General features: G+C 67.8%; 22 protein-coding genes and 1 tRNA gene. 16 read left to right on the top strand and 7 right to left on the bottom strand.

Going from position 1 to position 23,980, the window contains the following annotated elements; all coding sequences use genetic code 11:
• Positions 1-92: 92 nt before the first annotated feature.
• Positions 93-482, bottom strand: a complete 390-nt coding sequence (locus D620_RS0114040) for a VOC family protein (protein WP_017666448.1) — start codon at positions 480-482, stop codon at positions 93-95.
• A gap of 121 nt (positions 483-603) precedes the next feature.
• Between D620_RS0114040 and D620_RS0114035 the strand changes: the two genes are divergently transcribed.
• The 4 genes from D620_RS0114035 to D620_RS0114020 all read left to right on the top strand — a co-directional run bounded on the left by D620_RS0114035 (position 604) and on the right by D620_RS0114020 (position 4,551).
• The gene (locus tag D620_RS0114035) at positions 604-1,011 is read left to right on the top strand and encodes a hypothetical protein (RefSeq protein WP_017666447.1); all 408 of its coding nucleotides are present in this window, start codon (positions 604-606) and stop codon (positions 1,009-1,011) included.
• A 78-nt stretch (positions 1,012-1,089) separates the two neighbouring features.
• Positions 1,090-1,758 carry a glutathione S-transferase family protein gene (locus D620_RS0114030; protein ID WP_026092228.1) on the top strand — a complete coding sequence of 223 codons (669 nt, stop codon included), beginning with the start codon at positions 1,090-1,092 and terminating at the stop codon, positions 1,756-1,758.
• Between the two features lie 72 nt (positions 1,759-1,830).
• Complete coding sequence (msrB, locus tag D620_RS0114025; RefSeq protein ID WP_017666445.1) at positions 1,831-2,238, top strand: peptide-methionine (R)-S-oxide reductase MsrB; 408 nt, start codon at positions 1,831-1,833, stop codon at positions 2,236-2,238.
• Positions 2,239-2,376: 138 nt separating this feature from the next.
• A complete protein-coding gene (locus D620_RS0114020; RefSeq protein ID WP_081596617.1) occupies positions 2,377-4,551 on the top strand; it encodes a transglycosylase domain-containing protein in 2,175 nt (724 codons plus the stop codon).
• A gap of 74 nt (positions 4,552-4,625) precedes the next feature.
• On the opposite strand, the gene D620_RS0114015 is transcribed toward D620_RS0114020, so the two are convergent.
• The 3 genes from D620_RS0114015 to hflK form a co-directional block, all read right to left on the bottom strand.
• Entirely contained in the window at positions 4,626-6,167 is a 1,542-nt protein-coding gene (locus tag D620_RS0114015; protein ID WP_017666443.1) for a Do family serine endopeptidase, read from the bottom strand.
• 193 nt (positions 6,168-6,360) lie between these two features.
• Positions 6,361-7,206: a protease modulator HflC gene (gene hflC / locus D620_RS0114010; RefSeq protein WP_017666442.1), complete on the bottom strand. Its 846-nt coding sequence runs from the start codon at positions 7,204-7,206 to the stop codon at positions 6,361-6,363.
• 4 nt (positions 7,207-7,210) lie between these two features.
• Positions 7,211-8,311 carry an SPFH domain-containing protein gene (hflK, locus tag D620_RS0114005; protein ID WP_017666441.1) on the bottom strand — a complete coding sequence of 367 codons (1,101 nt, stop codon included), beginning with the start codon at positions 8,309-8,311 and terminating at the stop codon, positions 7,211-7,213.
• 132 nt (positions 8,312-8,443) lie between these two features.
• Here hflK and D620_RS0114000 point away from each other — a divergent pair, with 132 nt between their 5' ends.
• From D620_RS0114000 to D620_RS0113985, 4 genes are all read left to right on the top strand, one after another.
• Complete coding sequence (locus tag D620_RS0114000; protein WP_017666440.1) at positions 8,444-9,451, top strand: Mrp/NBP35 family ATP-binding protein; 1,008 nt, start codon at positions 8,444-8,446, stop codon at positions 9,449-9,451.
• Positions 9,452-9,455: 4 nt separating this feature from the next.
• Positions 9,456-11,741, top strand: a complete 2,286-nt coding sequence (locus D620_RS0113995; RefSeq protein ID WP_017666439.1) for a molybdopterin cofactor-binding domain-containing protein — start codon at positions 9,456-9,458, stop codon at positions 11,739-11,741.
• A gap of 79 nt (positions 11,742-11,820) precedes the next feature.
• Positions 11,821-12,855 (top strand): ferrochelatase, encoded by a 1,035-nt coding sequence (gene hemH / locus D620_RS0113990; RefSeq protein ID WP_017666438.1) that lies wholly within the window; start codon positions 11,821-11,823, stop codon positions 12,853-12,855.
• A 78-nt stretch (positions 12,856-12,933) separates the two neighbouring features.
• Positions 12,934-14,361: a cytochrome P450 gene (locus tag D620_RS0113985; protein WP_155800186.1), complete on the top strand. Its 1,428-nt coding sequence runs from the start codon at positions 12,934-12,936 to the stop codon at positions 14,359-14,361.
• Positions 14,362-14,482: 121 nt separating this feature from the next.
• On the opposite strand, the gene D620_RS16130 is transcribed toward D620_RS0113985, so the two are convergent.
• A complete protein-coding gene (locus tag D620_RS16130; RefSeq protein WP_017666436.1) occupies positions 14,483-14,641 on the bottom strand; it encodes a DUF1674 domain-containing protein in 159 nt (52 codons plus the stop codon).
• 56 nt (positions 14,642-14,697) lie between these two features.
• Here D620_RS16130 and D620_RS0113975 point away from each other — a divergent pair, with 56 nt between their 5' ends.
• Positions 14,698-15,948, top strand: coding sequence for an RsmB/NOP family class I SAM-dependent RNA methyltransferase (locus D620_RS0113975; protein WP_026092226.1), 1,251 nt, complete (start codon positions 14,698-14,700; stop codon positions 15,946-15,948).
• 140 nt (positions 15,949-16,088) lie between these two features.
• Here D620_RS0113975 and msrA read toward each other — a convergent pair whose 3' ends face one another.
• Positions 16,089-16,640 carry a peptide-methionine (S)-S-oxide reductase MsrA gene (gene msrA / locus D620_RS0113970; protein WP_017666434.1) on the bottom strand — a complete coding sequence of 184 codons (552 nt, stop codon included), beginning with the start codon at positions 16,638-16,640 and terminating at the stop codon, positions 16,089-16,091.
• Between the two features lie 200 nt (positions 16,641-16,840).
• Here msrA and D620_RS0113965 point away from each other — a divergent pair, with 200 nt between their 5' ends.
• From D620_RS0113965 to D620_RS0113940, 6 genes are all read left to right on the top strand, one after another.
• Positions 16,841-17,716, top strand: a complete 876-nt coding sequence (locus D620_RS0113965) for a class I SAM-dependent methyltransferase (protein WP_017666433.1) — start codon at positions 16,841-16,843, stop codon at positions 17,714-17,716.
• A 76-nt stretch (positions 17,717-17,792) separates the two neighbouring features.
• Positions 17,793-18,671, top strand: a complete 879-nt coding sequence (gene aguB / locus D620_RS0113960; RefSeq protein WP_017666432.1) for an N-carbamoylputrescine amidase — start codon at positions 17,793-17,795, stop codon at positions 18,669-18,671.
• Between the two features lie 26 nt (positions 18,672-18,697).
• Complete coding sequence (gene folK, locus D620_RS0113955; RefSeq protein WP_267878685.1) at positions 18,698-19,162, top strand: 2-amino-4-hydroxy-6-hydroxymethyldihydropteridine diphosphokinase; 465 nt, start codon at positions 18,698-18,700, stop codon at positions 19,160-19,162.
• Positions 19,163-19,194: 32 nt separating this feature from the next.
• Positions 19,195-19,270: transfer RNA gene (locus tag D620_RS0113950), tRNA-Lys, on the top strand.
• Positions 19,271-19,473: 203 nt separating this feature from the next.
• Entirely contained in the window at positions 19,474-20,148 is a 675-nt protein-coding gene (locus D620_RS0113945; RefSeq protein ID WP_017666430.1) for a hypothetical protein, read from the top strand.
• A 78-nt stretch (positions 20,149-20,226) separates the two neighbouring features.
• Positions 20,227-21,522, top strand: a complete 1,296-nt coding sequence (locus D620_RS0113940; RefSeq protein ID WP_017666429.1) for an aromatic ring-hydroxylating oxygenase subunit alpha — start codon at positions 20,227-20,229, stop codon at positions 21,520-21,522.
• On the opposite strand, the gene D620_RS0113935 is transcribed toward D620_RS0113940, so the two are convergent.
• Positions 21,519-22,253, bottom strand: coding sequence for a queuosine precursor transporter (locus D620_RS0113935; protein ID WP_017666428.1), 735 nt, complete (start codon positions 22,251-22,253; stop codon positions 21,519-21,521). The genes D620_RS0113940 and D620_RS0113935 overlap by 4 nt on opposite strands.
• A gap of 212 nt (positions 22,254-22,465) precedes the next feature.
• Here D620_RS0113935 and D620_RS0113930 point away from each other — a divergent pair, with 212 nt between their 5' ends.
• Positions 22,466-23,947 carry a NupC/NupG family nucleoside CNT transporter gene (locus tag D620_RS0113930; protein ID WP_155800185.1) on the top strand — a complete coding sequence of 494 codons (1,482 nt, stop codon included), beginning with the start codon at positions 22,466-22,468 and terminating at the stop codon, positions 23,945-23,947.
• The last annotated feature ends 33 nt before the right edge of the window (positions 23,948-23,980 follow it).

Genomic DNA, 23,980 nt, shown 5'->3' with positions numbered 1-23,980 from the left:
CCCGGCCACCATAACATAGTGGTACTATTGGTGGCCGGGTGGGGAGGCGGGGCAGGAGGTCTGCCGCTCGCGTCAGCGAGCGCGCAAACCAATCACGCCCTGTGCAGCATGCACAGCTTGTGGCCATCCAGATCGCGGACATAGCCCAGGTTCAGCGTGCCCATCGCGCCGGTGCGCGGGCCCGGGGCGTCTTCGATCGAGGTGCCGCCCGCGGCCACCGCCGCATCGTGGAACGCCTTCACCTGTTCGAGGCTGTCGCAGGCAAAGCCGATGGTCGAACCGTTCGAGCAGGTTGCCTGCTCGTCGTTGATCGGCTCGCTGATCGAGAACATACCGCCATTGTGCATCCAGAAGGCGCGCTTGTGGCCGGTGGCGGCGACGTTGATCATCCCCGGCTTCGCGCCGAGTGTTGCGAGCACCTTGTCGTAGAATTCCTTGGCGGCGTAGAAATTGCTCGTGCCGAGCATGACGTGACTGAACATGGGTTTGCCTCTCCTCTCGTAAGGTGCGTTGCGGATTAGGATGGATAGGCGCAGCCCGCAATGCGGATTGCGCCAGATTTCCGGTAGCCACAGGTTCATCTTGGGGAGCATAGACAACACCATGCTCACCCCTCTCCTCGCGCTCGCCGCGCTCGCGCTTCAGGACACCCCGGCCGCGCCTGCGCCTGCACCCGATGCATCGCCAGCCAACGCGACCGTCACCATCGACGCGCTGCCGCTCGAACATGCGGCCGCAGCGCGCTGCGCGGTCGCCTTTGCCACGGTCAGCCGCTGGCAGAAGGCGGGCGATGCGCGCGGGAGCGGCTATCCCGAGATGGAGGCGGCCGGCGGGCGCGAGTTCTTCGTCCGGGTGATGGCCAAGCTGATGGACGAGACCGGTCTCGGCCGCGAAGACATCATCACCCTGTCGGCGAGCGTGGCCGATGACAACGAGCGCGAGGGCGGGCCCGAGCGGGTCAAGGCAATGATGCCGGCCTGCGTCATGATGAAAACCGCCGCGGGCTTGTAAGATAGCGGACATATCCCCCGCCCGCGCACGGCAGCGCGCTGGATTTGCGGGGACAAACAGGGCATGACGGCGCGCACCATGTGGCTCCTCTACCAGTTCCCGCTATGCCCCTTCAGCCGCAAGATCCGGCTGCTGCTGAGCGAGAAGAACATCCCCTTTGAACTGGTACGCGAGGATCCCTGGGCCGCTTCCGACGACTTCTTCAACCTGAACCCGGCCGGGCGCACCCCGGTGATCGCCAATCAGGACAAGAACATCGTCATCCCCGATAGCCGCGCGATCGCCGAGTTTGTCGAGGAGACGGTCGACCGCAACCCGATGATCAACGGCACCGCCACCCAGCGCGCCGAGATCCGCCGGCTGGTCGCGCTGTTCGACGAGAACTTCTACGCCGATGTCACCGCGCCCCTTTTGTCCGAGCGGATGACGAAGCGCATCCTGCGCCTGCCTCCCGATAGCGGCGCGCTGCGCAATGCGATGAAGATGGCGCACGGGCATCTCGACTATCTCGACTGGCTGATCGACAACCGCCCGTGGCTGGCCGGTTCGACCATGAGCCTTGCCGACCTTGCGGCCGCCGCGCAGATTTCGGTCGCGGATTATCTCGGCGGGATCGACTGGACAGGGCATGAACAGACGCGCGGCTGGTATGCGGTGTTCAAGAGCCGCCCGAGCTTCCGCCCGCTGCTGACCGAGCGGATGGACGTGATCAAGCCGCCCCCGCATTATGCGCTGGTGGACGGCTAGGTCACGAAAGCCACATCGCTTGCGTAATGCCACTCTCGGCCCGATATTGGCGCCAACGAGAGAGGTATCCCCATGACCGACGATCCCCGCAGCCTGACCGATGCCGAATGGCGCGCCAAGCTCACCCCGATGCAGTATCACATCCTGCGCGAGGCCGGCACCGAACGCGCCTTCACCGGCGAATACGACAAGTTCTACGACGAGGGCGAATACACTTGCGCGGCCTGCGGCACGCAGCTGTTCTACAGCACGGCCAAATACAATAGCGGCTGCGGCTGGCCCGCCTTCACCAAGCCTTCGACCGAGGAAGTGATCGAGGAGCACCGCGACACCTCCTACGGGATGATCCGCACCGAGGTGCGCTGCGGCAAGTGCGGCGGGCATCTCGGGCACGTCTTCCCCGACGGTCCGCCCGAGCAGGGGGGGCTGCGTTACTGCATCAATTCGGCGGCGCTGGTCTTCACCCCGCACGCCGAATAAGGCGCCGGATGCGGCGGGGCGCCCCGCACGTCGGGGATGCCTGCGTAAACCCGGGTTCATTCCCGGTTACAACTTGCCTATGCAGGGGGCCGTTGTTGCGCGCCGCATACCAGCAGGCCGCATCAGGTGGGCCAAGGCATGTCGAGAAGGGGTGACGAGTTGCAGAACAAGGGCGCACGCGGGAAACGCCGGGCGGCGGCGGAGCGTTCGGACGCGCCTGCCCCCCGCAGCTCCGGCTCCGGCTCCGGGGCCAGTTCGGGCAGGGGCGCCCCGCCGCCGCGTTGGCGGGTGTGGCTGAAGCGGCTGGTGATCTGGGGCGGCGCGCTCGCCGTGCTGGGCCTGGTGTTCCTGGGCTTCGCGGTCGGCTTTGCCGCCTCCTCGCTCCCCGATTATGCCACCCTGCAGGCGACCCAGCCGGGCCAGACCATTCTCGTGCGCGCGCGTGACGGGCGCGAGCTGGTCGAGATCGGGCCGAGCTTCGGCGAGTGGATGACCTACGAGAACATCCCCGAGACCATGACCAACGCGATGATCGCGGTCGAAGACAAGCGCTTCCGTTCGCATATCGGGGTCGATCCGGTGCGCCTTACCGGCGCGCTGGTCGAAGGGATCACCGGCTCGCGCGAGCGGCTCGGCGGGACCTCGACGATCACCCAGCAGCTGGCGAGGAACCTGTTCCTCAACAACAACCGCTCATTGGACCGCAAGGCGCGCGAGGCGGTGCTGGCGATGGCGCTCGAATGGAAGTTCTCCAAGGAACAGATTCTCGAGCTGTATTTGAACAAGGTCTATTTCGGCGGCGGCGCCTACGGGATCGACAGCGCAAGCCGCAAGTTCTTCAGCCACCCCGCGACCGAATTGAACGTCGGCGAGGCGGCGATCATCGCCGGGCTGGTGAAGGCGCCGAGCCAGTATTCGCCTACCGCCGACGTGCAGGCCGCGATCGGCCGCGCCAAGGTGGTGCTCGGGTTGATGCGCGAGCAGGGCTACATCACCTCCGATCAGGCGCAGGTCGATGTCAGCGCGGTGCAACTGAAGCAGGACGCCGGGCAGAACTCGGTGCGCTATTTCACCGACTGGGTGCTGCCGCAGCTCGATATCATCCTGCCCGAAACCTACGAGCCGATCGAGGTGTGGACCACGCTCGACATCGGCATGCAGCGCGCCGCGACCGCCGCGATCGAGGCCAACACCCCCAAGGGCGCACAGGGCGCGCTGGTCAGTCTCGACCGCGACGGGGCGATCCTCGCGATGGTGGGCGGGACGGATTACGTCGCCAGCAACTACAACCGCGCCACCGCCGCGCTGCGCCAGCCTGGCTCTGCGTGGAAGCTGTTCGTCTATCTCGCCGCGCTCGAGGCGGGCTACACCCCCGAAGACAAGGTGGTCGACACCCCCGTCACCATCGACGGCTGGAGCCCGCGCAATTCCAACGGGCGAAATGTCGGCGAGACGGACCTGCGCACCGCCTTTGCCTATTCGATCAACACCGTCGCCGCCCAGCTCGGCAACGAGGTGGGCTTCGGCACGGTCGCATCGATGGCGCGCCGGTTCGGGGTCAATTCCAAGATCGACACCTTCCCCTCGATGGTCTTGGGCTCCTCGGAAATGCGGGTGATCGAGATGACCCAGGCCTTTGCCGGGATCGCCGCCAAGGGCGTGCCGGTCGAACCCTACGGCATCACCAAGGTGACCGGTGCGAGCGGCGAGGTGCTCTACAAGCGCGAGGCGCAGAAGTCATCGCCGGCGGTGCCTGACCATGTCGTTGCCGGCATCACCGACCTGCTCCAGGCGGCGGTGCAGACCGGCACGGGCCGCGCGGCGCAGATCGGGCGGCCGGTGGCGGGCAAGACCGGCACGACCTCGTCCAACAAGGACGGCTGGTTCATCGGCTTTTCCAGCGGGGTGACGACCGGCGTGTGGATAGGGCGCGACGATGCCAAGGCGGTCGGAGGTCTCCAGGGCGGCCGCGCGCCCGCGCAGGCCTTTGCCGCCTACATGCGGGCTGCCGTCAAGAACCGCCCGGTCGAGGAATTCGACGTCACGCTGGAACTGCCCGAATGGCAGCTCGAGCCCGATCAGGAAGCGCTGTTCGGCGAGCCGGAGGATTACTACTACATCGACGAGCAGGGCAACATGGTCCAGCCCGGCACGCAGGCCCCTGACGGCGGCGAGCGCGATCCGGATGCGGCCCCGGCGGCAAGCCGCGATTTCCTCGAGGAGGCGACCGGCGGCAGCCTGCCGCAGAACCAGCGCCCGCCGCGCCGCCCGGCGCAGCAATCGCAGCCAGCGCCGGGATCGCCCGACCAGTAGCACGCCAGCGGCTCCATGAAAAAAGGCGCCGGGATCCGCTCCCGGCGCCTTTTTCGTGTCCCTTCGGCAGGCCCCTAATTGAGGCGCACCGCGACGAAGGCGGGCGGGGTGGTGCGGCGCTGGATGCGCAGCAGGATCGCCTCGCGCTTGTCGGCGATCGCGGCGTTGACCTGCGCGAGCAGCGCCTCGACCGTCGGGGTCGCCTGGTAATTGGCCGACAGGATGATGTCGCCGCGGCGCAGGCCCTTCCTCGCCGCATCGCCATTGGGATCGACCGCGGCGATGACCACGCCCCTGGTGTCCGCCGGGACGCCGAGCGAGCGCGCCACGGCGGCGCTCATCGGCATGACCTGCATGCCGAGCTTCTGCTCGATGGTCTGGTCCGAGGTGCCCGGTGCCATCGGCTCTTCGGCTTCGGGATCGAAGGTCTGGGCCTGGGCGGCCAGTTCCTGCTCGCTCGGGCGCTTGCCGAGCGTGACCGAGATGTTCACGCGCTTGCCGTCACGCAGCACCTCGACCGGCACGGTGGTGCCCGGCTGGAGATTGGCGACGAGATAGGAGACGGTCTGTTCGGAGGTCACGTCCTTGCCGTTGACCTTGGTGAGGACATCGCCCGACTTCAGGCCGGCCTTGGCGGCAGGGCCGGTTTCCTCGACCATCTGGACCAGCTCGCCGCGCCGCTTGGGCAGGCCGAGCGAGAGCGCGACATCCTCGTCGATGGGTTGCAGGCGCACGCCGAGATAGCCGCGCTGGATTTCCTGACCCGACCGCAGCTTCGCGACGATCGGCGCGGCGGTCTCGGCGGGGATCGCGAAACCGATCCCGACGCTGCCGCCCGAAGGCGAGAAGATCGCGTTGTTGATGCCGATCACGTTGCCGCGCATGTCGAACAGCGGACCGCCCGAATTGCCGCGGTTGATGCTCGCATCGGTCTGGAGGTAGCGGTCATAGGCGCCGCCCTGGCCGGTGTTGCGGTACACCGCCGAGATGATCCCCGCGGTCACCGTGCCGCCGAGGCCGAAGGGGTTGCCGATCGCCACCACCCAGTCGCCCACGCGGGTTGCCGAGGAATCGCCGAAGGTGACAAAGGGGAAGGTCTTGTCCGACCGGATCTTGAGCACCGCGAGGTCGGAGGCGGCATCCGCGCCGATCACGTCGGCTTCGTATTCGGTGCCGTCCGACAAGGTGATGGTGATCGATTCCAGCTTCGCGCGGGTATCGGGCGGGCTGATCACGTGGTTGTTGGTGACGACGATGCCATCGGCCGAGATGATGAAGCCCGAGCCCAGCGACTGTGCTTCCTGCGTCTGCGGCTGCGCCTGCTGCCCGCCGCCCTGACGGCGGTTGAACAGTTCGGCGAAGGGCGTACCGGCGAAGGGATTGTTCTGCACCTCGACCCGCTGGCGGGTGGCGATGTTGACCACCGCAGGCTGGAGCTGCGCGGTGAGATCGGCGAAGCTTGCCGGCGCACCGGCGACGGGGACCACGCGGTTCATCACCGCATCGTCGTTCTGCGCGACCTGTGCGCCCAGCGGCGAGCCCGTGATCAGCGAAATGGCAGCGCCGCCCACCAGCAGCGCGCTCGACAGTCCGTATACATAGCGCACTTTGTTCACGTCCTCTTGGTCCTTATCCTGTCCGGAAATGCGCGGAGGTCCCGCACCGTTCCTGAAACCCTTGCGGCCTGAAGCCCTTGTGGGATGCCGCGACCTTGCCTGCGCGGCGGCCTCAAATGCGCCTTTGGCGGCTTAACGCCGATTGAATACCGCGCGGCGCTGATCGCCGTGCATCTGCGCTTGGTCGAACGCGCTACTGCTGCCCCTTGAACTGGCGGAAATACTCGCTGTCGTCCGACAGCACCATGGTGCTTTGCCCCTCGCCGGCGATGAAGGTGTTCTTGTAGCTCTGCATGGCGCGGTAGAAGTCGTAGAATTTCGGGTCTTTCCCGTAAGCCTCGGCGTAGATCTTCGCGGCCTGGGCGCTGGCTTCGGCCTGGATGATCTGCGCATCGCGCAGGCCCGCAGCGCGGATCGTGGCGGCCTGTTCCTGCCGGTCGGTCTCCATCCGGGTGAAGGCGGCGTCGAGGGGGCTGCCTTCGGGCAGGTCGGCGGCCTTGATCCGCACGTCGAGCACCTGCGCGCCATAGTTGCGCGCCTGCTTGTCGAGCGTGGCGGTGATGTTGGTCATCGCGGTCCCGCGCTCTGCACTGATGAGCGCGGCAAACGGCCGCCTCCCCAGCTCCTGGCGCAGCACCGAGGTGAGGATCGGCAGCAGCTGCGCTTCCAATTGGCGTTCGGTCCCGGCCTTCTCGACCAGCTTGACCGGATCGATGATCCGGTAGCGCGCATAGGCATCGACCTGGAGGCGCTGCTGGTCCTTGGAGAGCACCTGGGTGCGCTCCATGTCGATATCGAGCACCCGGCGGTCGATGAAGCGCACTTCCTCGACGAACGGGATGCGCGGCGCGATCCCCGCGCCGGTCGAGCCGTAGGGCACGTCGGGGCGGAACTGGTTGATGACGCGGACCGGCTCGCCGGTGCGGATCACCACCGCCTGATGGGTTTCGGGGACGATCACCACACTGGCGACCAGCGCGACCACCAGCACGGCGGCGGCGATGGCGATGTTGCGGACGTTCTGGAACAGGTTTTCCATGACCTTACTGCCCCTGCGCTTGCGGTTGGGCCTGGGCCCGGCGCTTCAACTCGGGAAGCGGCAGGTAGGGGGTGACGTTGCCGGATTCGACGATCGTCTTGTCGGTCTTGGACAGGATCTGCTCCATGGTCTCGTAATAGAGGCGGCGCCGCGTCACTTCGGGCGCGAGCTTGTATTCCTCGTAGATGTCGTTGAATTCGCTCGCATCGCCCTGCGCGCGGGCGAGCACCTGTTGGGCCACCGCGCGGGCGCGGTTGATGTTGGCGTCGGCGTCCTGCTGGGCGCTCGAGACGTCCTTGAAGGCCTCTTCCACCCGGCTTGGCGGATCGACCTTGTTGATTTCGATACCCTGCACGCTGATACCCGAGCGATAGGCATCGAGCCGCGCCTGCATCGCGGTGCGCACGTCCTGCTCGATCTCCGCACGGCCGGCGCCGGTCAGCACGGAATCGAGATCCTGCCGCGCCACCGCAGCGCGCATCGCCGCCTCGCCGATCTCGAGCAGCGCGTTGCGCGGATCGCTGAGCTGGTACTTGTAAAGCGTCAGGTCCGAGATGTTCCAGCGGATCAGATAGCTCAAATCGACAAGGTTCTGGTCGCCGGTCAGGATCAGCTTTTCGGTCTTGGTGCCGGGCACCTCCTCGAGCCGGACCTGCGTCACGTTTTCCTTTTCGACCATGTGGATCGGCCAGGGCGCGGTGAAGTTGGTGCCGCTTTCGAACTCGTGCGAATACTTGCCACCGAGCCACGTCACCACCGCCTGCTCGCCCGGCTGGACGAAGTGGACGCTGGTGACCGCGACCCAGACCAGCGCGACCCCGCCGATAATGACCGGCACCCAGCTCTTGCCGCCGGGGCGTTCGGGGAAGCGGAAACCGCCGCCGCCCTGACCGCCGCCGCCGCCCGAACGGCGCGGGCCTTCGGGGCCGCGGCTCTTGAAGATGTCCTCGATGCTGGCCGAGCGGCGCTTGCCGGGTTCGCCCCCGCCCGGCAGCCACGGATTGCGCGGACCGGAGCTGTCGCTGCCGCCCCCTTCGCCGTCGTTGCCCGGCGTGCCGTCATCGCCAGAACCGCCGCTGCCGCCCCAGGGGTTCTTTCCGGCCATGGCGAGGCCCTTAAGCCCCGCGCCCAGCCGTTCTCTCCAACCGTCCATTCTCTGCATAGGCTGTTTATAGGCACGGGTTTCGGCGAAAAACAGGGGTTCGCTGCGTGATTTTGGTGTTAGAGGCGTGGCGAAATGGACAACCCGCCCGATACTCCCCGCCAGCCGCAAGCCGAAGAGGCGCTGATCCGCGCCGCGCTGAGCCCGCAAATCAATCACCGCCTGCGTTCCGCAAGGATCGTTGCGGGCCGCGCGGTGATCGTTGCCGAGGCCGGCGATCTGCCTGACGAGGGGCGCGCCGCGCTCGAGGCGGAGATCACCGCCGCGCTGTCTGCCTTGCCCGAAATCGCCGAGGTGCGCATCGCGCTCACCGGCGAACGCCGCCGCCGCCGTCTGATCGCGGTGGGCTCAGGCAAGGGCGGGGTCGGCAAGTCGACGCTCACCACCAACCTCGCGGTCGCGCTCGCCAAGATGGGCCGCCGCGTCGGGGTGATTGATGGCGATATCTACGGCCCCTCGCAGCCCAAGCTGCTGAAGACCGAAGGGCAGAAGCCCGCCGCCACCCCCGAGGGCGACAAGCTGGTGGCGATCGACAGCCCCTACGGGGTCAAGGTGCTCTCGATGGGGCACATCGTCGCGCCCGGCAAGGCGCTCGCCTGGCGCGGGCCGATGACCGGCAAGGCGCTCTCGCAACTGGTCGATGCCGACTGGGGCGAGACCGATCTGCTGCTGGTCGACCTGCCGCCGGGCACGGGCGACGTTCAATTGTCGATGCTCTCGGCGCACAAGCCCGACGGCGCGGTGCTGGTCTCGACCCCGCAAGACCTCGCGCTGATCGATGCCGCGCGCGCGGGCCAGCTGTTCGAACAGGGCGAGGTGCCGATCATCGGCCTCGTCGAGAACATGGCGGGCTATGCCTGCCCGCATTGCGGCGAGGTCAGCGATCCCTTCGGACAGGGGGGCGTCGAGAAATTCGCCGCCGCGCTCGAAATCCCCTTCCTTGGCCGCGTGCCGCTGACGCTCGCCACGCGCATCGCGGGCGACAAGGGCGTGCCCCCCGCGTGGGGCGATGACGAGGCCGCCGAGCCCTTCCGCGCCATCGCCGAACAGCTCGGCCGCTGGCTCGACACGGGCCGGCTCTAGAACGATGCAGGTCACCCGGCGCGGATTGCTGGCGGGCGCGGCGGCAGGCGGCGGGCTGGTCGTCGCGTGGTGGCTGATGCCGCGCTCCTACCGCACCCCGCTGGTGGCCGCGCGGGCTGAGCACGTGTTCGGCGCGTGGCTCAAGATCGCCGCCGACGGCGTGGTCACCGTTGCCGTGCCGCAGCTTGAAATGGGGCAGGGGATCACCACCATCCTGCCGCAGATCGTGGCCTATGAACTGGGCGCGGACTGGCGGCAGATCGCGGTCGAGCCCGCGCCGGTCTCGGGCGTCTATGCCAATGTCCCGCTGGCGCGGCAGTGGATGGCGCTGTGGGACGCGAGCTTTGCCGGGCTCTCGCCGCCTTTCGACGACCTGCTGGCGACCCGCTTTGCGCAAAGCCGCCGCTTCAACGCGACCGCGGGCGGCACCGCGCTTGCCGCCTATGAACAGCCCTGCCGCGAGGCCGCCGCTGCCGCGCGCGCGATGCTGGCGCAGGCGGCTGCGGCCAGATGGGGCGTCGCATGGGAGGAATGCGAGGTCGAAAACGGCCTCGTCACGCAGGGGCCCAACCGTGCAAGCTTCGGCGAACTGGCAGAGGATGCCGCGGGCTATTCCCCGCCCGATCCCGCGCCGCTGCGGCCCGAGCCCCCGCGCGAAAAGCCGCTTCCCGCCGATGTCGACGGCGCGCCCGCCTTCCCGCGCATCGACCTGCCCTCCAAGGTCGATGGCTCGCACCGCTTTGCCGGCGATGTGCGCCTGCCGGGCATGGTGTTCGCCTCGATCCGCCACGGCCCCGTGGACGGCTCCGAGCTCGAAAGCTTCGATACCAAGGCCGCCGCCGGTATCAAGGGGCTGGCCGGGATCGTCGAGAGCAAGCGCTGGCTCGCGGTCGCCGCCGATACGTGGTGGAGCGCCGAGGCCGCACTTGCCGCGATGAAGCCGCGGTTCCGCACTGCCGCGCCCGTCAACAGCACCGATATCGCCGCGCGGCTCGACACGCTGCTGACCGCGGGCGAGGCGCATGTGATCGCCGAGACCGGGTTTGGCGCCGCCGGATTGCAGCGCGTCGACATCGGCCGGCGGTATGAGGTCGAACCGGCTTATGCCGCCCCGATCGAAACCGCGACTGCGACCGCGCGGTTCGAGGACGGGCGGCTCGATCTGTGGATCGCCGCGCAGGCCCCCGAACAGGCCCGCATCGCCGCCGCGCGCGCCATCGGCATCTCGACCGAGGACGTTGCGCTCTACCCCACGCCTGCGGGCGGCAGCTTCGATGCGCGGCTCGAACACGACCACGCCATCGAGATCGCGCTGATCGCGAAGGAACTGGGCCGCCCGGTGCAGCTGGTCTGGTCGCGCCGCGACGAGCTGATCCGTGCCCGCCCGCGCGCGCCCTACTGGATGCTGCTCGGCGCGCAGCTCGCCAAGGGTGCGCCCGGCACCCCAAGCGGCGCGATCGAGGCGCTGCGCGTGCGGGTGGCGACGCCGCCTTCCGCGCGCGAGTTCGGCAAGCGCCTGTTCGCCAACCGCACCAGCATGGCCGCGATCCGCGAGACCACGGGCGAGCCCGATCCGCTCGCCTGCCAAGGCGCGGTGCCACCCTACAAGATCCCGGCCGTGATGGTCGAGCACATTCCCGCCGATATCGGCATGCCGGTCGGGCGGGTGCGCGGCAATGCCTGGGGGCCGACGATCTTCGCCACCGAAAGCTTCATCGACGAGATCGCAGCCAAGGCGAAGCGCGAGCCGCTGTCGTTCCGCATGTCGATGCTGGGGGGCGACGTGCGTCTTGCCGCTTGCCTCCAGCGCGCCGCGCAGCTTGCCGAGTGGGATGGCGGGGTCGATCAGAGCGGCCAGGGCCTCGCCTGTGCGCGGCTCGGCGAGGGAGAGGATGCGCCGCGGATCGCCTGCGTCGCCACCGCGCGGCAGGGCGAGGGCGGCGTGCGCGTCGTCCGGCTTTCGGCGGCGGTCGATATCGGCCGGATCGTCAACCACGATATCGCCCGCCAGCAGATCGAGGGCGGTCTCGTGTTCGGCATCGGCATCGCGCTCGGCAATGCGGTGGCCTTGCGCGGCGGTCTGCCCGAGCAGGCAGGCGATGTGGCGCTCGGCTTGCCGGGCCTTGCCGATTGCCCCGAGATGCGGGTCCAGTTCATCGCCAGCGACAAGGCACCCGCCGATCCGGGCGAGCTTGGCGCGGTGGTCGCGCCGCCGGCCATTGCCAACGCGCTCTATTCGGCCACGGGCTTGCGCCTGCGCCGCCTTCCCCTCCTATCGGACGGCATATGATCCCGACATTTTTGCAACATAAGACCTGCGCTTTTTTGCAGGTTCGGAAACGAAACGCCTGCCGACCGTTGGGCGGCATATGACCTGGCAGACCCAGCGCCTTCCGGGCGACCATCCTCCTGCAAAGAGCGGCCGCATCGGCGTGCTGCTGATCAACCTCGGCACGCCCGACGGGCCTGATCCGGATTCGGTCAAGCGTTACCTCAAGCAGTTCCTCTCGGACACGCGCGTGGTGGAGATTCCGCCGATCGCCTGGCAGCTGATCCTGCGCGGGATCATCCTCAACACGCGGCCCCAGAAGAGCGCCAAGGCCTATCAGAAAATCTGGACCGAGCGGGGCTCGCCGCTCGCCGACATCACCGCGCGCCAGGCCGAGGCGATGGTGGGCAAGTTTGGCGAGGCTGTGCAGGTCGATTGGGCGATGCGTTACGGCAATCCCTCGATCGAAAGCCGCCTCACCGCATTGATGGCCGATGGATGCGACCGCATCCTCGTCGCCCCGATGTATCCGCAATATTGCGCCGCGACGACCGCGACCGTGTTCGACGAGATCGCGCGCGTACTCGGCAAGATGCGCTGGCAGCCCGCGCTGCGGTTCATCCCGCCCTATCACGACGATCCCAATTACCTCACCGCGCTGGCCGAGGATCTGACCCGGCAGGTGCGCGCGCTGACCTTCAAGCCCGAAGTGATGCTGCTCAGCTTCCACGGCATGCCGCAGCAGACGCTCGAGAAGGGCGATCCCTATTACTGTCACTGCTCCAAGACCGCGCGGCTGCTGCGCGAGGAACTGGCGAGGCGGCCCGAATTCGCCGGCGTGCGCTTCGAGACCACCTTCCAGTCGCGGTTCGGCCCGGCGGCGTGGCTCGAGCCCTCGACCGATGCGACCCTGATTGCCGAGGGCGAGAAGGGCACGAGGCGGCTGGTCGTCGCCGCCCCGGGCTTTGCGGCGGACTGTGTCGAGACGCTGGAAGAGCTGGCGATCGAGGGCCGCAAGGAATTCTGCGAGGCGGGGGGAGAGGATTACGCCGTGCTCGATTGCCTCAACAGCTCGGACCACGGCCTTGCGATGATCGAGGCGATGCTGCGCCGCGAGCTTTCCGGCTGGATTTGACGCGCGGGAAACTTGCGCGAAACTTTCATCAAGGTAAGTTGCGAATCCGAACGCGATAACCGGAGCATCTGGAAAGACATGGCCACCCTTGCCGAAGCCCCGCAGGACAACGAAACCACCGGCGGCACCGCGCCCGCCGGCGCGCCGCGCCACTGGGGCGAGCAGCGCCTGACCGAGGCCGACCTTGCGCATATCCCGGGCGAGGCCGGCTGGCCGGTGGTCGGCAATACCTTCACCATGCTCGCCGACCCCCACGCCTTTGCCGAGCGGATGATCCGCACCCACGGCAAGGTCTACAAGAACCGCGCGTTCGGCGGCTGGCAGGTCGCGCTGATCGGTGCCGAGGCGAACGAGCTGCTCTTGTTCAACAAGGACAAGATCTTCTCCTCCGAACAGGGCTGGGGCCCGGTGCTCGACCAGCTGTTCCCGCGCGGGCTGATGCTGATCGATTTCGAACATCACCGGATCGACCGCCGCGCGCTCTCGATCGCTTTCAAGCCGGAACCGATGCGGCATTACTCGGGCGCATTGAACCGCGGGATCGCGCGCGAAGTGGCGGGCTGGGCCGGCCCGATGACCTTCTATCCCGCGATCAAGAAGCTCACCCTCGATCTGGCCGCCGACAGCTTCATCGGCCTGCCGTGGGGGCCCGAGGCGGACAAGATCAACGAAGCCTTCGTCGACATGGTGCAGGCCTCGGTCGCGCCGGTGCGCCGTCCGCTGCCCTTCACCAGGATGAAGAAGGGCGTCGATGGCCGCGCCTTTCTCGTCGACTATTTCACCAAGGAAACCTTGCGCCGCCGCAAGGAAGGCGGCGGGCAGGACATGTTCAGCCAGTTCGCCACCGCCACCCGCGAGGACGGCTCGCTGCTGCCGGTCGACGAGGTGGTCGATCACATGAATTTCCTGATGATGGCCGCGCACGACACCATTACCTCCTCGGCGACATCGCTGATCTACCACCTCGCCACCAACCCGGAATGGCAGGAGAAACTGCGCGAGGAAATTTTCGCGGTGACCGGCGGCCCGGACGGGGACGGCAACCCCCGCCCGCTCGATTACGACGATCTCGCCAAGCTTGACCTTACCGAGATGGCCTTCAAGGAATCGCTGCGGATGATCCCGCCGGTGCCCTCGATGCCGCGCCGCGCGCTGCGCGCGTTCGAATATGGCGGCTACCGCATTCCGGCGGGCGCGATGGTCGGGATCAATATCCACTGGACGCACCACGCGCAGGAGTACTGGGACAACCCCCACACCTTCGATCCGATGCGCTTCACCCCGGACAAGGTGAAGGCGCGGCACAAATATGCCTGGGTGCCCTTCGGCGGCGGCGCGCACATGTGCCTCGGGCTCCACTTTGCCTATATGCAGGTCAAAATCCTGATGGCCCAGCTGCTCCAGCGCTACCGTATCGAGGCGGCCGATGGCTACGCGCCCGGGTGGCAGGACTGGCCGATCCCGCAGCCCAAGGACGGGCTGAAGGTGGAATTCGTGAAGCTTTGATGCGCGCGCGCCCCTCCGGGCGCGCGTCCTCGCCGCTGTTCCTCCGCTTCGCTACGGGCGTCTGCGGGAGGCCGTCCGGCCTTGCGCCGGCTGCGCCGCCGAATGGTCCGTTGCAGACCCCTCAGAAATCGACCGCAATCCCGTCCTTCTCCCAGTCGCCGTAGCGGGTGGGGGAGAGCGCCTCGTCGTTGGTGACGGACTTGGGCGCGGGCACCGGATCGTTGGTCCAGTGGGCGGGCTTCTTGAAGGCCTTGGCGGCGTCGGATTTCTCGCGGGTCATGCCCCACCAAATGCGCGCGCTGGCGCTTTGTTTCAAGGACGGTTAGGGGCGCGCCCATGGCTCTTCCCCCCGGACTTACCGTGCGCCGCGCAAGCTTGCGCCTGCTCGATGCCGTGCTGCGGCGAGGCGAGACGCTGGAGCAGGCCGAGGGCACCGCGCTCGGCGACATCCGCAAGGCGCCCGACCGCGCGCTCGCCCGCGCGATTGCGGGGGAGACGCTGCGCTGGCTCACCGATTGCGACGCACTGATCGACTCCGCGACGAAGCAGCGTCTGCCCGACGATGCCAAGGCGCGCATGGTGCTGCGGCTGATGCTCGCTCAGGCGCTGCGGCTGGAGACCCCGCCGCACGCGGTGATCGCGACCGGCCTTGCCTTGCTGGAGGGCGGGCCGAGAAGGCTGGCGCACGGGGTGTTCTCGGCGCTGGACAAGCAGGGGGCGCGGCTGCCCGAGGTGCCGACCCTGCCCGAGCGCGTGGCTCAGCGCTGGGGCGCTCGGAAGGCCGCCGCGATCGCCCCCGGTCTCGCCTTCCCGCCCGAGCTTGACCTTGCCCTGCGCGATCCCGCCGAGACCCAGACCCGCGCCGTCCAGATGGGCGGGGTCAGCCTTGCGCCGGGCCACATCCGCCTGCCGCGCGGCGCGGCGGTGGAAAGCCTTGCGGATTTCAAGGAGGGCGCGTGGTGGGTGCAGGACCTCGCCGCCTCGCTGCCGGCGCGGCTGCTCGGGGCTGGGGAAGGCCGGAGCGCGCTCGACCTGTGCGCCGCGCCCGGCGGCAAGACCATGCAGCTGGCCGCAGCAGGGTGGAAGGTGACCGCGCTCGACATGTCGAAGCGGCGGCTCGACCTGCTGAAAGACAATCTGAAGCGCACCGGATTGAAGGCCTCGCCGGTGCGCGCCGACGCGCTGACATGGGAGCCCAAGCACCGCTTCGACGCGATCCTGATCGATGCGCCCTGCACCGCGACCGGCACCTGCCGCCGCCACCCCGACGTGCTTCACCGCATCGGCAAGGGGCAGGTGGCGGAGATGGTCGAACTGCAACGCGCGCTCGCTGCCAAGGCGGCTGAATGGCTGAACCCCGGCGGGGTACTGGTCTACGCGGTGTGCTCGCTCGAAGCCGAAGAGGGCGAGGAGCAGGCCGCGTGGATCGACGCCGAACTGGGCCTCACCCCGCAGCCGATCACGGCCGGGGACCTGCCCGCCGGCCTCGCCCCCACCCCCGAGGGCTGGCTGCGCACCCACCCCGGGATGCTGGGCGATCAAGGCGGGCTCGACGGGTTTTTTGTGGGGCGGTGGGTGAGGGACTGACCCTCGCAAGAGAGAAGTGGTGTCGGCCCGCCAACGGACGGGCCGCGAGCGCACGCGCGCGAGCCGCAGGTGCCCGGAGCGAAGCGGAGGAACAGTACCGAGGACGTGCCCGCGGATGCGGGCACGCACACAAAGGCGACCTACTTCACATATTTCTGGAAGCTCTTGCGCAGCTTCATCAGCTTGGGCGGAATCACCGCGAGACAATAGGGGTTCCTCTGGCCTTCGCCGTCCCAGTATTCCTGGTGGTAGTCCTCGGCCGGATACCATTCCGCTGTCTGCGCGCCGCCCGAAAGACCCTCGATCGTGGTCACCGCCTGCTTGCCGTTCTCGGCGTTCCAGCGGAGAATCGCGGCCTCGGCCTCGGCTCCTTGCCACTCCGACAGCGGGAAGATCGCGCTGCGATACTGCGTGCCGACATCGTTGCCTTGGCGGTTCAGCTGCGTCGGATCATGCGTGCCGAGGAACACGTCGTAGATTTCGGGCAGGCTGATCACCGCCGGATCGAAGGTCACGCGGATCCCCTCGGCGTGGCCGGTGGTGCCGGTGCACACCTCCTTGTAGGTCGGGTTCGCCTTGGAGCCGCCGATATATCCGCTCTCGACCCGGCTCACGCCCACCACATCGCGGAACACCGCCTCGGTGCACCAGAAGCATCCCCCGGCAATGATCGCCGTATCTTGCTCGCTCATCGAAATCTCCGTTTGTTTCTGGCACAGATAGGCTAGCAAGCCGCCATTGCCAGTGTGCATTTTTTGCGGCCTACCGCTTCGCTGCCTGAGGCCGTATTTGCGGCCTACCGCTTCGCTGCCTGAGGCCGTATTTGCGGCTACCGCTTCGCTGCCTGAGGTCGTAGACCAGATTCATTCGCAAATTCCGGGAGAGAGTTACCATGAACAAGATCATCCTCGCCCTTGCCGCCGCGAGCGGCATCGCGCTTGCCGCGCCGGCCATCGCCGACCATCACATGGCAGGCGAGGTCGACGAGGCGCACATCAAGGACACCGCGCACTTCCTCAAGATGCATGGCGAGCAGCTGTCGGCCGCGATCAACCACCCGAGCCGCGCCGAGGACCGTGCGCGCGATGCCTTCCGCCACCCCGCCGAAAGCCTCGCCTTCTTCCATGTCGGACCGGAAATGAAGGTCGGCGAATATTCGCCCGGCGGCGGGTGGTACACGCGCCTGCTCGGCCACTACCTCGGCGGCGAGGGCAAGCTGGTCGGCATCTACACCAACCCCCTGTCCGCCTCTTCCGATCCCGCCCGCCAGCAGCGCCTGCGCGACCAGGCGGCCGGCTTCGGCAAGGAGGTCGCGGGCTATACCGGTCTTCCGGCCGAGCACTTCAGCGGCATCACGCTCGACAATCTCGAGGGCCACAAGGGCACCTTCGATCGCATCCTCCTGATGCGCTCGCTGCACAATCCGCTGCGCATCGGGATCCTCGATACCGAGCTGCGCGCGATACGCGAATTGCTCAAGGATGATGGCCTGATCGGTGTCGAGCAGCACCGTGCCAAGCCCGATGCGCCGTGGACCTATGCCAATGGCACCAAGGGCTACCTGCGGCAGGAGGATGTGATCGCGATCATGCGCATCAACGGCTTCGAACTGGTCGCCGCGAGCGAGATCAACGCCAACCCCAGGGACACCGCCGATCACAAGGAGGGCGTGTGGGAAATGCCCCCGACGCTCGCCACCAAGCGCGAGGACTTGCAGGGCCTGGGCGAAAGCGACCGCATGACTCTGCTGTTCAAGAAGGCGAAGTAATGGCGCCTTTGTAGGGCGCGATTTCCGAGCCGTTCGGTGTTCCACCGAACTCGGAATCGCTATAAGGGGCGGCGGCATGACCGCCATCACCGTCGCCGCCCTTCAGCTCCCGCTCGGCTCGTCCGACGAGGCCGAGAACATTGCCGCCGTTACCGTGCTGGTCGAGGAGGCTGCAAGCCGGGGCGCGCAGCTGATCCTGCCGCCCGAACTGTTCAGCGGCCCCTATTTCTGCCGCGAGGAGGACGAGGCGCTGTTCGCCCTCGCCCGTCCGACCGCCCAACATCCCAGCGTCATCGCCATGCAGGCGCTCGCCACGAAGCTGAAAGTGACCATCCCCACCAGCTTCTTCGAGCGTGACGGGCACCACTATTACAACACTCTCGCGATGATCGGGCCGGACGGCGCGATCATGGGCACCTATCGCAAGAGCCACATTCCCGATGGCCCGGGCTACGAGGAAAAATACTATTTCCGCCCCGGCAATGATGGCTTCAAGGTGTGGGACGTGCCCGGCGAGAACGGGGCAAGTGTCAAGGTCGGTGTCGGCATCTGCTGGGACCAGTGGTATCCCGAGGCCGCGCGGGTGATGGCGCTGCTGGGCGCCGAGGTGCTGCTCTATCCGACCGCAATCGGCTCGGAGCCCTATGATGCCGATCTCGACACCAGCCGCATGTGGCGGCGCGCGATGATCGGGCATGCGGTGTCGAACTGCATGCCGGTGGTCGCCGCGAATCGCATCGGGCATGAGGGCCCGGAAGGCCGCGCCCAGTCCTTCTACGGCCACTCCTTCATCACCGACGAGTGGGGCGATGACCTCGCGCTGTTCGGCAAGGAGGAGACCGGGGTTCTGGTCGCTCGGCTCGATCTGGCGCGTGCTGCGACCCACCGCGCGGGGATGGGCTTCTTCCGCGACCGCCGCCCGCAGCTTTACGGGCGCATCGCGCAGGACATCTGAGGCTGTCCAGCACCTACCTGATCGCGCTGGGGAGCAACCGGCGGCACCCTCTCTATGGCGATCCGCGCGCCGTGGTGCGGGCCGCGATGGACGAATGGGCCGCCTTCGGCACGATCGCCGCGCGCTCGCCGGTGATCGCGACCCCGGCGATGGGCGCCGCGCAGCGCCGCTTCGCCAATGCCGCGCTGGTGCTGGAAAGCGCGCTCGATCCGCCCGCGCTGCTTGCGGCCTGCAAGCGCACCGAGCGCGAATTTGGCCGCCGCCCCGGTCAGCGTTGGGGCGACCGGGTGCTCGACTGCGACATTATCGCGTGGAGCGGCGGCGGATGGCGCTCGAATGCCCTCACCATCCCCCACCCGGCCTTCGCCCAGCGGCGCTTCGTGCTCGATCCGGCCTGCATGATCGCTCCCGACTGGCGCACGCCCCCCCACGGCCTCACCCTCGTCCACCATCAAGCCCGCTTGACCCGCCCGCGCCCCCTGCCTAGGTGAGCGCGTCCCCCGCCGCACTGCGGGACACGAGTGGGCCCGTAGCTCAGTAGGTAGAGCAGCTGACTTTTAATCAGCGGGTCACAGGTTCGAATCCTGTCGGGCTCACCACTCTTGTTTGTCGCGGCCGCCTGCGCGGCGGCGTCCTCGCTATGCGTCCTCCACTTCGTTCCGGACCCGCTGCGCGCGGGCGGTCGCCCTTGCGGCCGCCGGGCGACCGATCGGGTGCCATCCGCGCTCACTTTGGCTTCCCGGTTGCGCGCACCACAACCCTCGGCTCGACAATTCCCCCAGCCTCGGTCACTGATCGTCCCATGAGATTTCTGCCCGAGGATCAGGTCGCCGACCATCCGCGCCTGGCGTGGCTGACTGTCGCGCTTGCCGGGGCGGTGGCTCCGGCGGGTGGTTTCTTCATCACCCACGATCCGCGCGCCGCCGGGACAATCGTCGCGATCGGGATGATGGGGGCGGGCATGATCGCCGCCGCCGCTGCGGGGCGCTTCGCGGTTGGCGTGGGGGTCGCCTTGCTGGCCGGGGCGGGGCTGGTGCTGCTGGCACGGGGGCTGGGCCTTCCCGCCCTTCACGACCCTCGCGGTGTGGCACTTGCCGCCCTGATCGCCAGCATCAGCTTTGCCGCGCGGGGCACGCTGTTTGCGCGCTCGGCGGCGGGGCGGGGGTGGTGGATCGCGCTCGGCGTGGTCGCGGGGGAGGCGGCCGTCCTGCTCACCGCCGCCGCCATGCCGGGCGCATGGCCGGGCTGGGTGCTGGCGCTTTTGCCCGCGCAATGGGCGTCGCTGGCGGTGCAAGCCGGGCTGACGCGCACCGGGGCCGCAGTGGCAGGCATCGCCCTCGTCGCCCTCGGCGGCACGGCGGCCGCGACACTGCTGGTCGCCCGCCTGTGGCCGCGCCGCTGGCCCTACGTGATCATGTTCACAACATGGCTCGGCGTCTCGGCGCTCGTCTGGGAGCGGTGGGGCACGGCGTTCTAGGCCCTGCCTTATCCGCCAATTGCGGCCCGCAGGTGCCGCGCCTTACGCACAGGCCCCTGGGGACTGGGAGAGACGCGCATGGACACCGCCACGATTGCGACGCTGAAGGCGCTGATGGAGTGGGAGGGGCAGAGGAAGGCGCCGCCGCCGGGGTTCCCGCGCCTGCCCGATGTGCCTGCCGCGCGCTACACCAGCGCGGATTATTTCGCGCTCGAGCAGGAGCATATCTTCAGGAAGGCATGGCTGTTTGCCGGGCATCTCGACGAGGTGCCCGAGCCCGGCAGCTTCATGCGCTGGAACAATGCCGGCGATCCGATCATCATCGTCCATGGCACCGACGGGGTGGTGCGCGCCTTCTACAACACCTGCCGCCATCGCGGCGCGCCGGTGGTGACCGAGGACCGGGGCTGCGCGCGGCGGCTGGTGTGCCCCTACCACGCCTGGACCTACAAGACCGACGGCACCCTCATCGGCGTGCCCGAGCGGCAGGATTTCGTCGATCTCGACATGGCGACGAGGGGCCTCATCCCGGTGCGCTGCGAGATGTTCGGCAAGCTCGTCTTCGTCAATTTCGACGACAACGCGCCGAGTTTGCGCGATTTCCTCGGGCCGATTGCGGAGGAATGGGAGGAGTTCGGTTTCGACAAGCTTCGGCTTGCCGCGCGGCACAGCTTCGATCTTGCCTGCAACTGGAAGGTGGCGATGGAGGCCAACATGGAGGTCTACCATGTGCCCTTCATCCACCCCGAAACGGTCGCGCCGCTGGTCGATGCCAGGCGCAACGTCAACCATCTCTACCCGGGCGGCCACGGGCGGATGCTCGCGCCGCCGCCGCGCGAGATGCAGCGCGAGCACGTCCGGGCGCTGGAGAATGCGCCCAACTGGACCAGCATCGCGACCGTTGGCGAGCTGGGGCGCACCCATACCCAGAGCTACACGATCTTCCCCAACTGGGTCTCGCCGCTGTCGAACTACTTCGTGCCGCCGCTGATCTTCTGGCCGACCTCGCTGACGACCACGCGGCTGGAACTGATCACCATGGCGCCCGACTGGGGTGACGGGGCGGCGCCCGATCTGTGGACCGTGCCGGACGAGACCTCGCCCAACGGCCGGGCGATGGCCAGGCTGATCCAGGAGGACACCCAGTTCGGCGAGGCGATCCAGCGCTCGATGGAAAGCCGCGGCTTCAAGAGCGTGCCGCTCTCCTATCAGGAAGCGCGCATCTACTGGTTCCACCAGCACTGCGACCGGATGATCGGCCTCAAGAACGTGCCGCCCGAACTGCGCGTCGAACAGGCCATCGGCAAGGAATGGGTCGCCCCCAACGATCCGCGGGTCGGAATGATGCAGGACGACCTCGCCGTGGCCGGTTAGGCGCCCTTCCTCGCATCAAGCCAATGCGCGGCGCGCACCCCGAAGGTGATGAGGAAGGGCACCAGCACCACGCTCAGGAACACCTTGGCGAGGACCTGGCCGATCATCAGGTCGGTGATGTCGAACTCGCCATAGAAGGCGAGGGTGATGAAGATCACCGAATCCACCGCCTGCGACAGGGCCGATGCAATCGCGCCGCGCACCATCAGTCCCAATGTGCTCTCGCCTTCCCCGCTGCCGCGCAGCCGGTCGAAGATCCAGATGTTGAGGAGCAGCGAGGTGATGTAGCTCGCCGGGCCTGCCATCCACACCCGCCAGGTCGACTGGTGGACGCGGTTGAAGGCTGTGAGGTCATCGGGGCGGAAGGCGAGCATTTCCGATGAGGCGGGCAGCGCCAGCACCAGCTGCATCAGCAGCGCCGAAAGGCCCAGCGGCAGGAACCCCCACCACACGATCCGCTTGGCCGCCTCGCGCCCGTAGAGCTGCGACAGCGTGCTCGAGATCACCACCAGCAGCAGGAAAGGGAAGATCCCGCTCTCCACGGCCAGCTGCGTCGGCCACAGCTGCACCTGCTTGAAGGCGAGCACGCCTGCCAGCACCGTCATCCCGCCATAAAGCAGCGTGGAGACGAACATCCCGAGCGGCATCGAGACCCCCGCAGGCGTGGTGGCGGCAAAGGGGGCGGCGGCCGGGACGTCGGTGCCGGGCACGGTGGGTTCGGGCGTGTTCATCCCGCAGGTGCTACCCAGCGTCGCGGCAAAAGAAAAGCGGCTGCGCCGCCGCAAAGCCGTGCTTTCCCGCAGGCTGGTGACTGCGCGCTTTCGCATCCGGCTTGCAAGAAGCCTCGCAAACTGCCACGCCGCAAGTTGCTGCGCGCAAGGTGGGGTGCCGGGCGCGCGGGGGATCGGGTCGCATTTCAAAGCATCAGGGAATAGTCGCTGCCGTGAACGGAAGTCTCACGTCCTCCTTGCTGAGCCTTGCCGGGGTGCTTGCCATCCTTGCTATCGCCGTCGCGCTGTCGTCGGGCCGCCGTCACATCAACCTGCGGGTTGTCGGGGCGGCCTTCGGGCTCCAGGCCTTCACCGCGCTGATCGTGCTGCGCACCGATGCGGGGGTGGCGGTGATCGCCGGGATCGCGAGCGGGGTGATCGCGCTGCTCGATTATTCCAAGGTCGGGATCGAGACGCTGTTCGGGCCGCTTGCCAACAACCCCTTTGCCAACACCTTCGTCATCGCCGGCCTGCCGGTGATCGTGTTCTTCTCGGCGATCGTCTCGATCCTCTACTATCTCGGCATCATGCAGCGGGTGGTGCGCTGGGTGGGCGGCGCGATCGGCTGGATCACCGGGATCGGCAAGGTCGAGGCGCTGGCGGCGGCGGCCAACATCTTCCTCGGCCAGTCCGAAAGTCCGCTGGTGGTGCGCCCCTATCTCGCCGCGCTCTCGCCTGCCGGGCTGTTCACGCTGATGAGCGTCGGGATGGCGGGGGTCGCCGGCACCATCCTTGCGATCTATGCCAGCGTCATCGGTGCCGACGCGCTGCCGTTCCTGCTCGCCTCGGCCTTCATGGCGGCCCCCGGCGGCATCCTGATGGCCAAGATCATCATGCCCGACGAGCCGCTCAGGCAGACCGGCTATGAAGGCTCGGTCGCGGCGGCAGCCTTTGCCCGCACCCGCGGCAAGGGCAACGCCGTGACCGAGGCGACCCGCGTGGTCATGTATGACGAGAACGGGCAGGAGGTCGAACTCCCGCAGGCCCGGATCAGCGCGGTCGGCCCGGCATCGATCCTCGAAGGCGGCGCCAAGGCCGACGAGGTGAGCGCGGCGGAAGCCTTCGAGGACGGCCAGCGCCCGGCCAACATCATCGAGGCCGCCGCGCAAGGCACCCAGACCGGCGTCAAGCTGGCGGTCGCGGTGGGAGCGATGGTGATGGTGTTCGTCGCGCTGGTGGCGCTCGCCAACGGCCTGCTGGCAGGACTCGGCGGGGGGATCGTCAACCTTGCCGCAGGGATCGGCGCGCCCTTCGATCCGGCGACCGCGGCATGGTTCGAAAGCCTGAGCTTCCAGAAGCTGCTCGGCTATGTGTTCGCGCCCGTCATGTTCCTGATCGGCATTTCCGACTGGCATCAGGCGCAGATCGCGGGCGGATTGTTCGGCACCAAGATCGTCTTGAACGAATTTGTCGCCTTCATCGACCTCGGACAGATGGAGGCAGGCGCCCTCACCGCGCGCAGCCGCGCGATCGTGACCTTTGCGCTATGCGGCTTTGCCAATTTCTCCTCGATCGCGATCCAGATGGCAGTGACAGGCGGGCTCGCCCCGAACCAGCGCCCGGTGATCGCGAAGCTCGGGCTGAAGGCGCTCGCGGCAGGCAGTCTTGCCAACCTGATGAGCGCGGCGCTGGCCAGCCTGTTTTTGCCGCTCTGACGCTTGGCAGGCGCGCCCGCGCGGGTGTAAGGC

It is taken from the genome of Porphyrobacter sp. AAP82 (assembly GCF_000331285.1).
Taxonomy (GTDB): domain Bacteria; phylum Pseudomonadota; class Alphaproteobacteria; order Sphingomonadales; family Sphingomonadaceae; genus Erythrobacter.
Note: the sequence above shows the minus strand (reverse complement) of the source record. Positions and strands in the feature narration are given on the sequence as shown.

Coding starts and splice junctions, on each gene's coding strand:
- D620_RS0114040 (WP_017666448.1), bottom strand. CDS start 482: ATGTTCAGTCACGTCATGCTCGGCACGAGCAATTTCTACGCCGCCAAG.
- D620_RS0114035 (WP_017666447.1), top strand. CDS start 604: ATGCTCACCCCTCTCCTCGCGCTCGCCGCGCTCGCGCTTCAGGACACC.
- D620_RS0114030 (WP_026092228.1), top strand. CDS start 1,090: ATGTGGCTCCTCTACCAGTTCCCGCTATGCCCCTTCAGCCGCAAGATC.
- msrB (WP_017666445.1), top strand. CDS start 1,831: ATGACCGACGATCCCCGCAGCCTGACCGATGCCGAATGGCGCGCCAAG.
- D620_RS0114020 (WP_081596617.1), top strand. CDS start 2,377: ATGTCGAGAAGGGGTGACGAGTTGCAGAACAAGGGCGCACGCGGGAAA.
- hflC (WP_017666442.1), bottom strand. CDS start 7,206: ATGGAAAACCTGTTCCAGAACGTCCGCAACATCGCCATCGCCGCCGCC.
- hflK (WP_017666441.1), bottom strand. CDS start 8,311: ATGGCCGGAAAGAACCCCTGGGGCGGCAGCGGCGGTTCTGGCGATGAC.
- D620_RS0114000 (WP_017666440.1), top strand. CDS start 8,444: ATGGACAACCCGCCCGATACTCCCCGCCAGCCGCAAGCCGAAGAGGCG.
- D620_RS0113995 (WP_017666439.1), top strand. CDS start 9,456: ATGCAGGTCACCCGGCGCGGATTGCTGGCGGGCGCGGCGGCAGGCGGC.
- hemH (WP_017666438.1), top strand. CDS start 11,821: ATGACCTGGCAGACCCAGCGCCTTCCGGGCGACCATCCTCCTGCAAAG.
- D620_RS0113985 (WP_155800186.1), top strand. CDS start 12,934: ATGGCCACCCTTGCCGAAGCCCCGCAGGACAACGAAACCACCGGCGGC.
- D620_RS16130 (WP_017666436.1), bottom strand. CDS start 14,641: ATGACCCGCGAGAAATCCGACGCCGCCAAGGCCTTCAAGAAGCCCGCC.
- D620_RS0113975 (WP_026092226.1), top strand. CDS start 14,698: ATGGCTCTTCCCCCCGGACTTACCGTGCGCCGCGCAAGCTTGCGCCTG.
- msrA (WP_017666434.1), bottom strand. CDS start 16,640: ATGAGCGAGCAAGATACGGCGATCATTGCCGGGGGATGCTTCTGGTGC.
- D620_RS0113965 (WP_017666433.1), top strand. CDS start 16,841: ATGAACAAGATCATCCTCGCCCTTGCCGCCGCGAGCGGCATCGCGCTT.
- aguB (WP_017666432.1), top strand. CDS start 17,793: ATGACCGCCATCACCGTCGCCGCCCTTCAGCTCCCGCTCGGCTCGTCC.
- D620_RS0113945 (WP_017666430.1), top strand. CDS start 19,474: ATGAGATTTCTGCCCGAGGATCAGGTCGCCGACCATCCGCGCCTGGCG.
- D620_RS0113940 (WP_017666429.1), top strand. CDS start 20,227: ATGGACACCGCCACGATTGCGACGCTGAAGGCGCTGATGGAGTGGGAG.
- D620_RS0113935 (WP_017666428.1), bottom strand. CDS start 22,253: ATGAACACGCCCGAACCCACCGTGCCCGGCACCGACGTCCCGGCCGCC.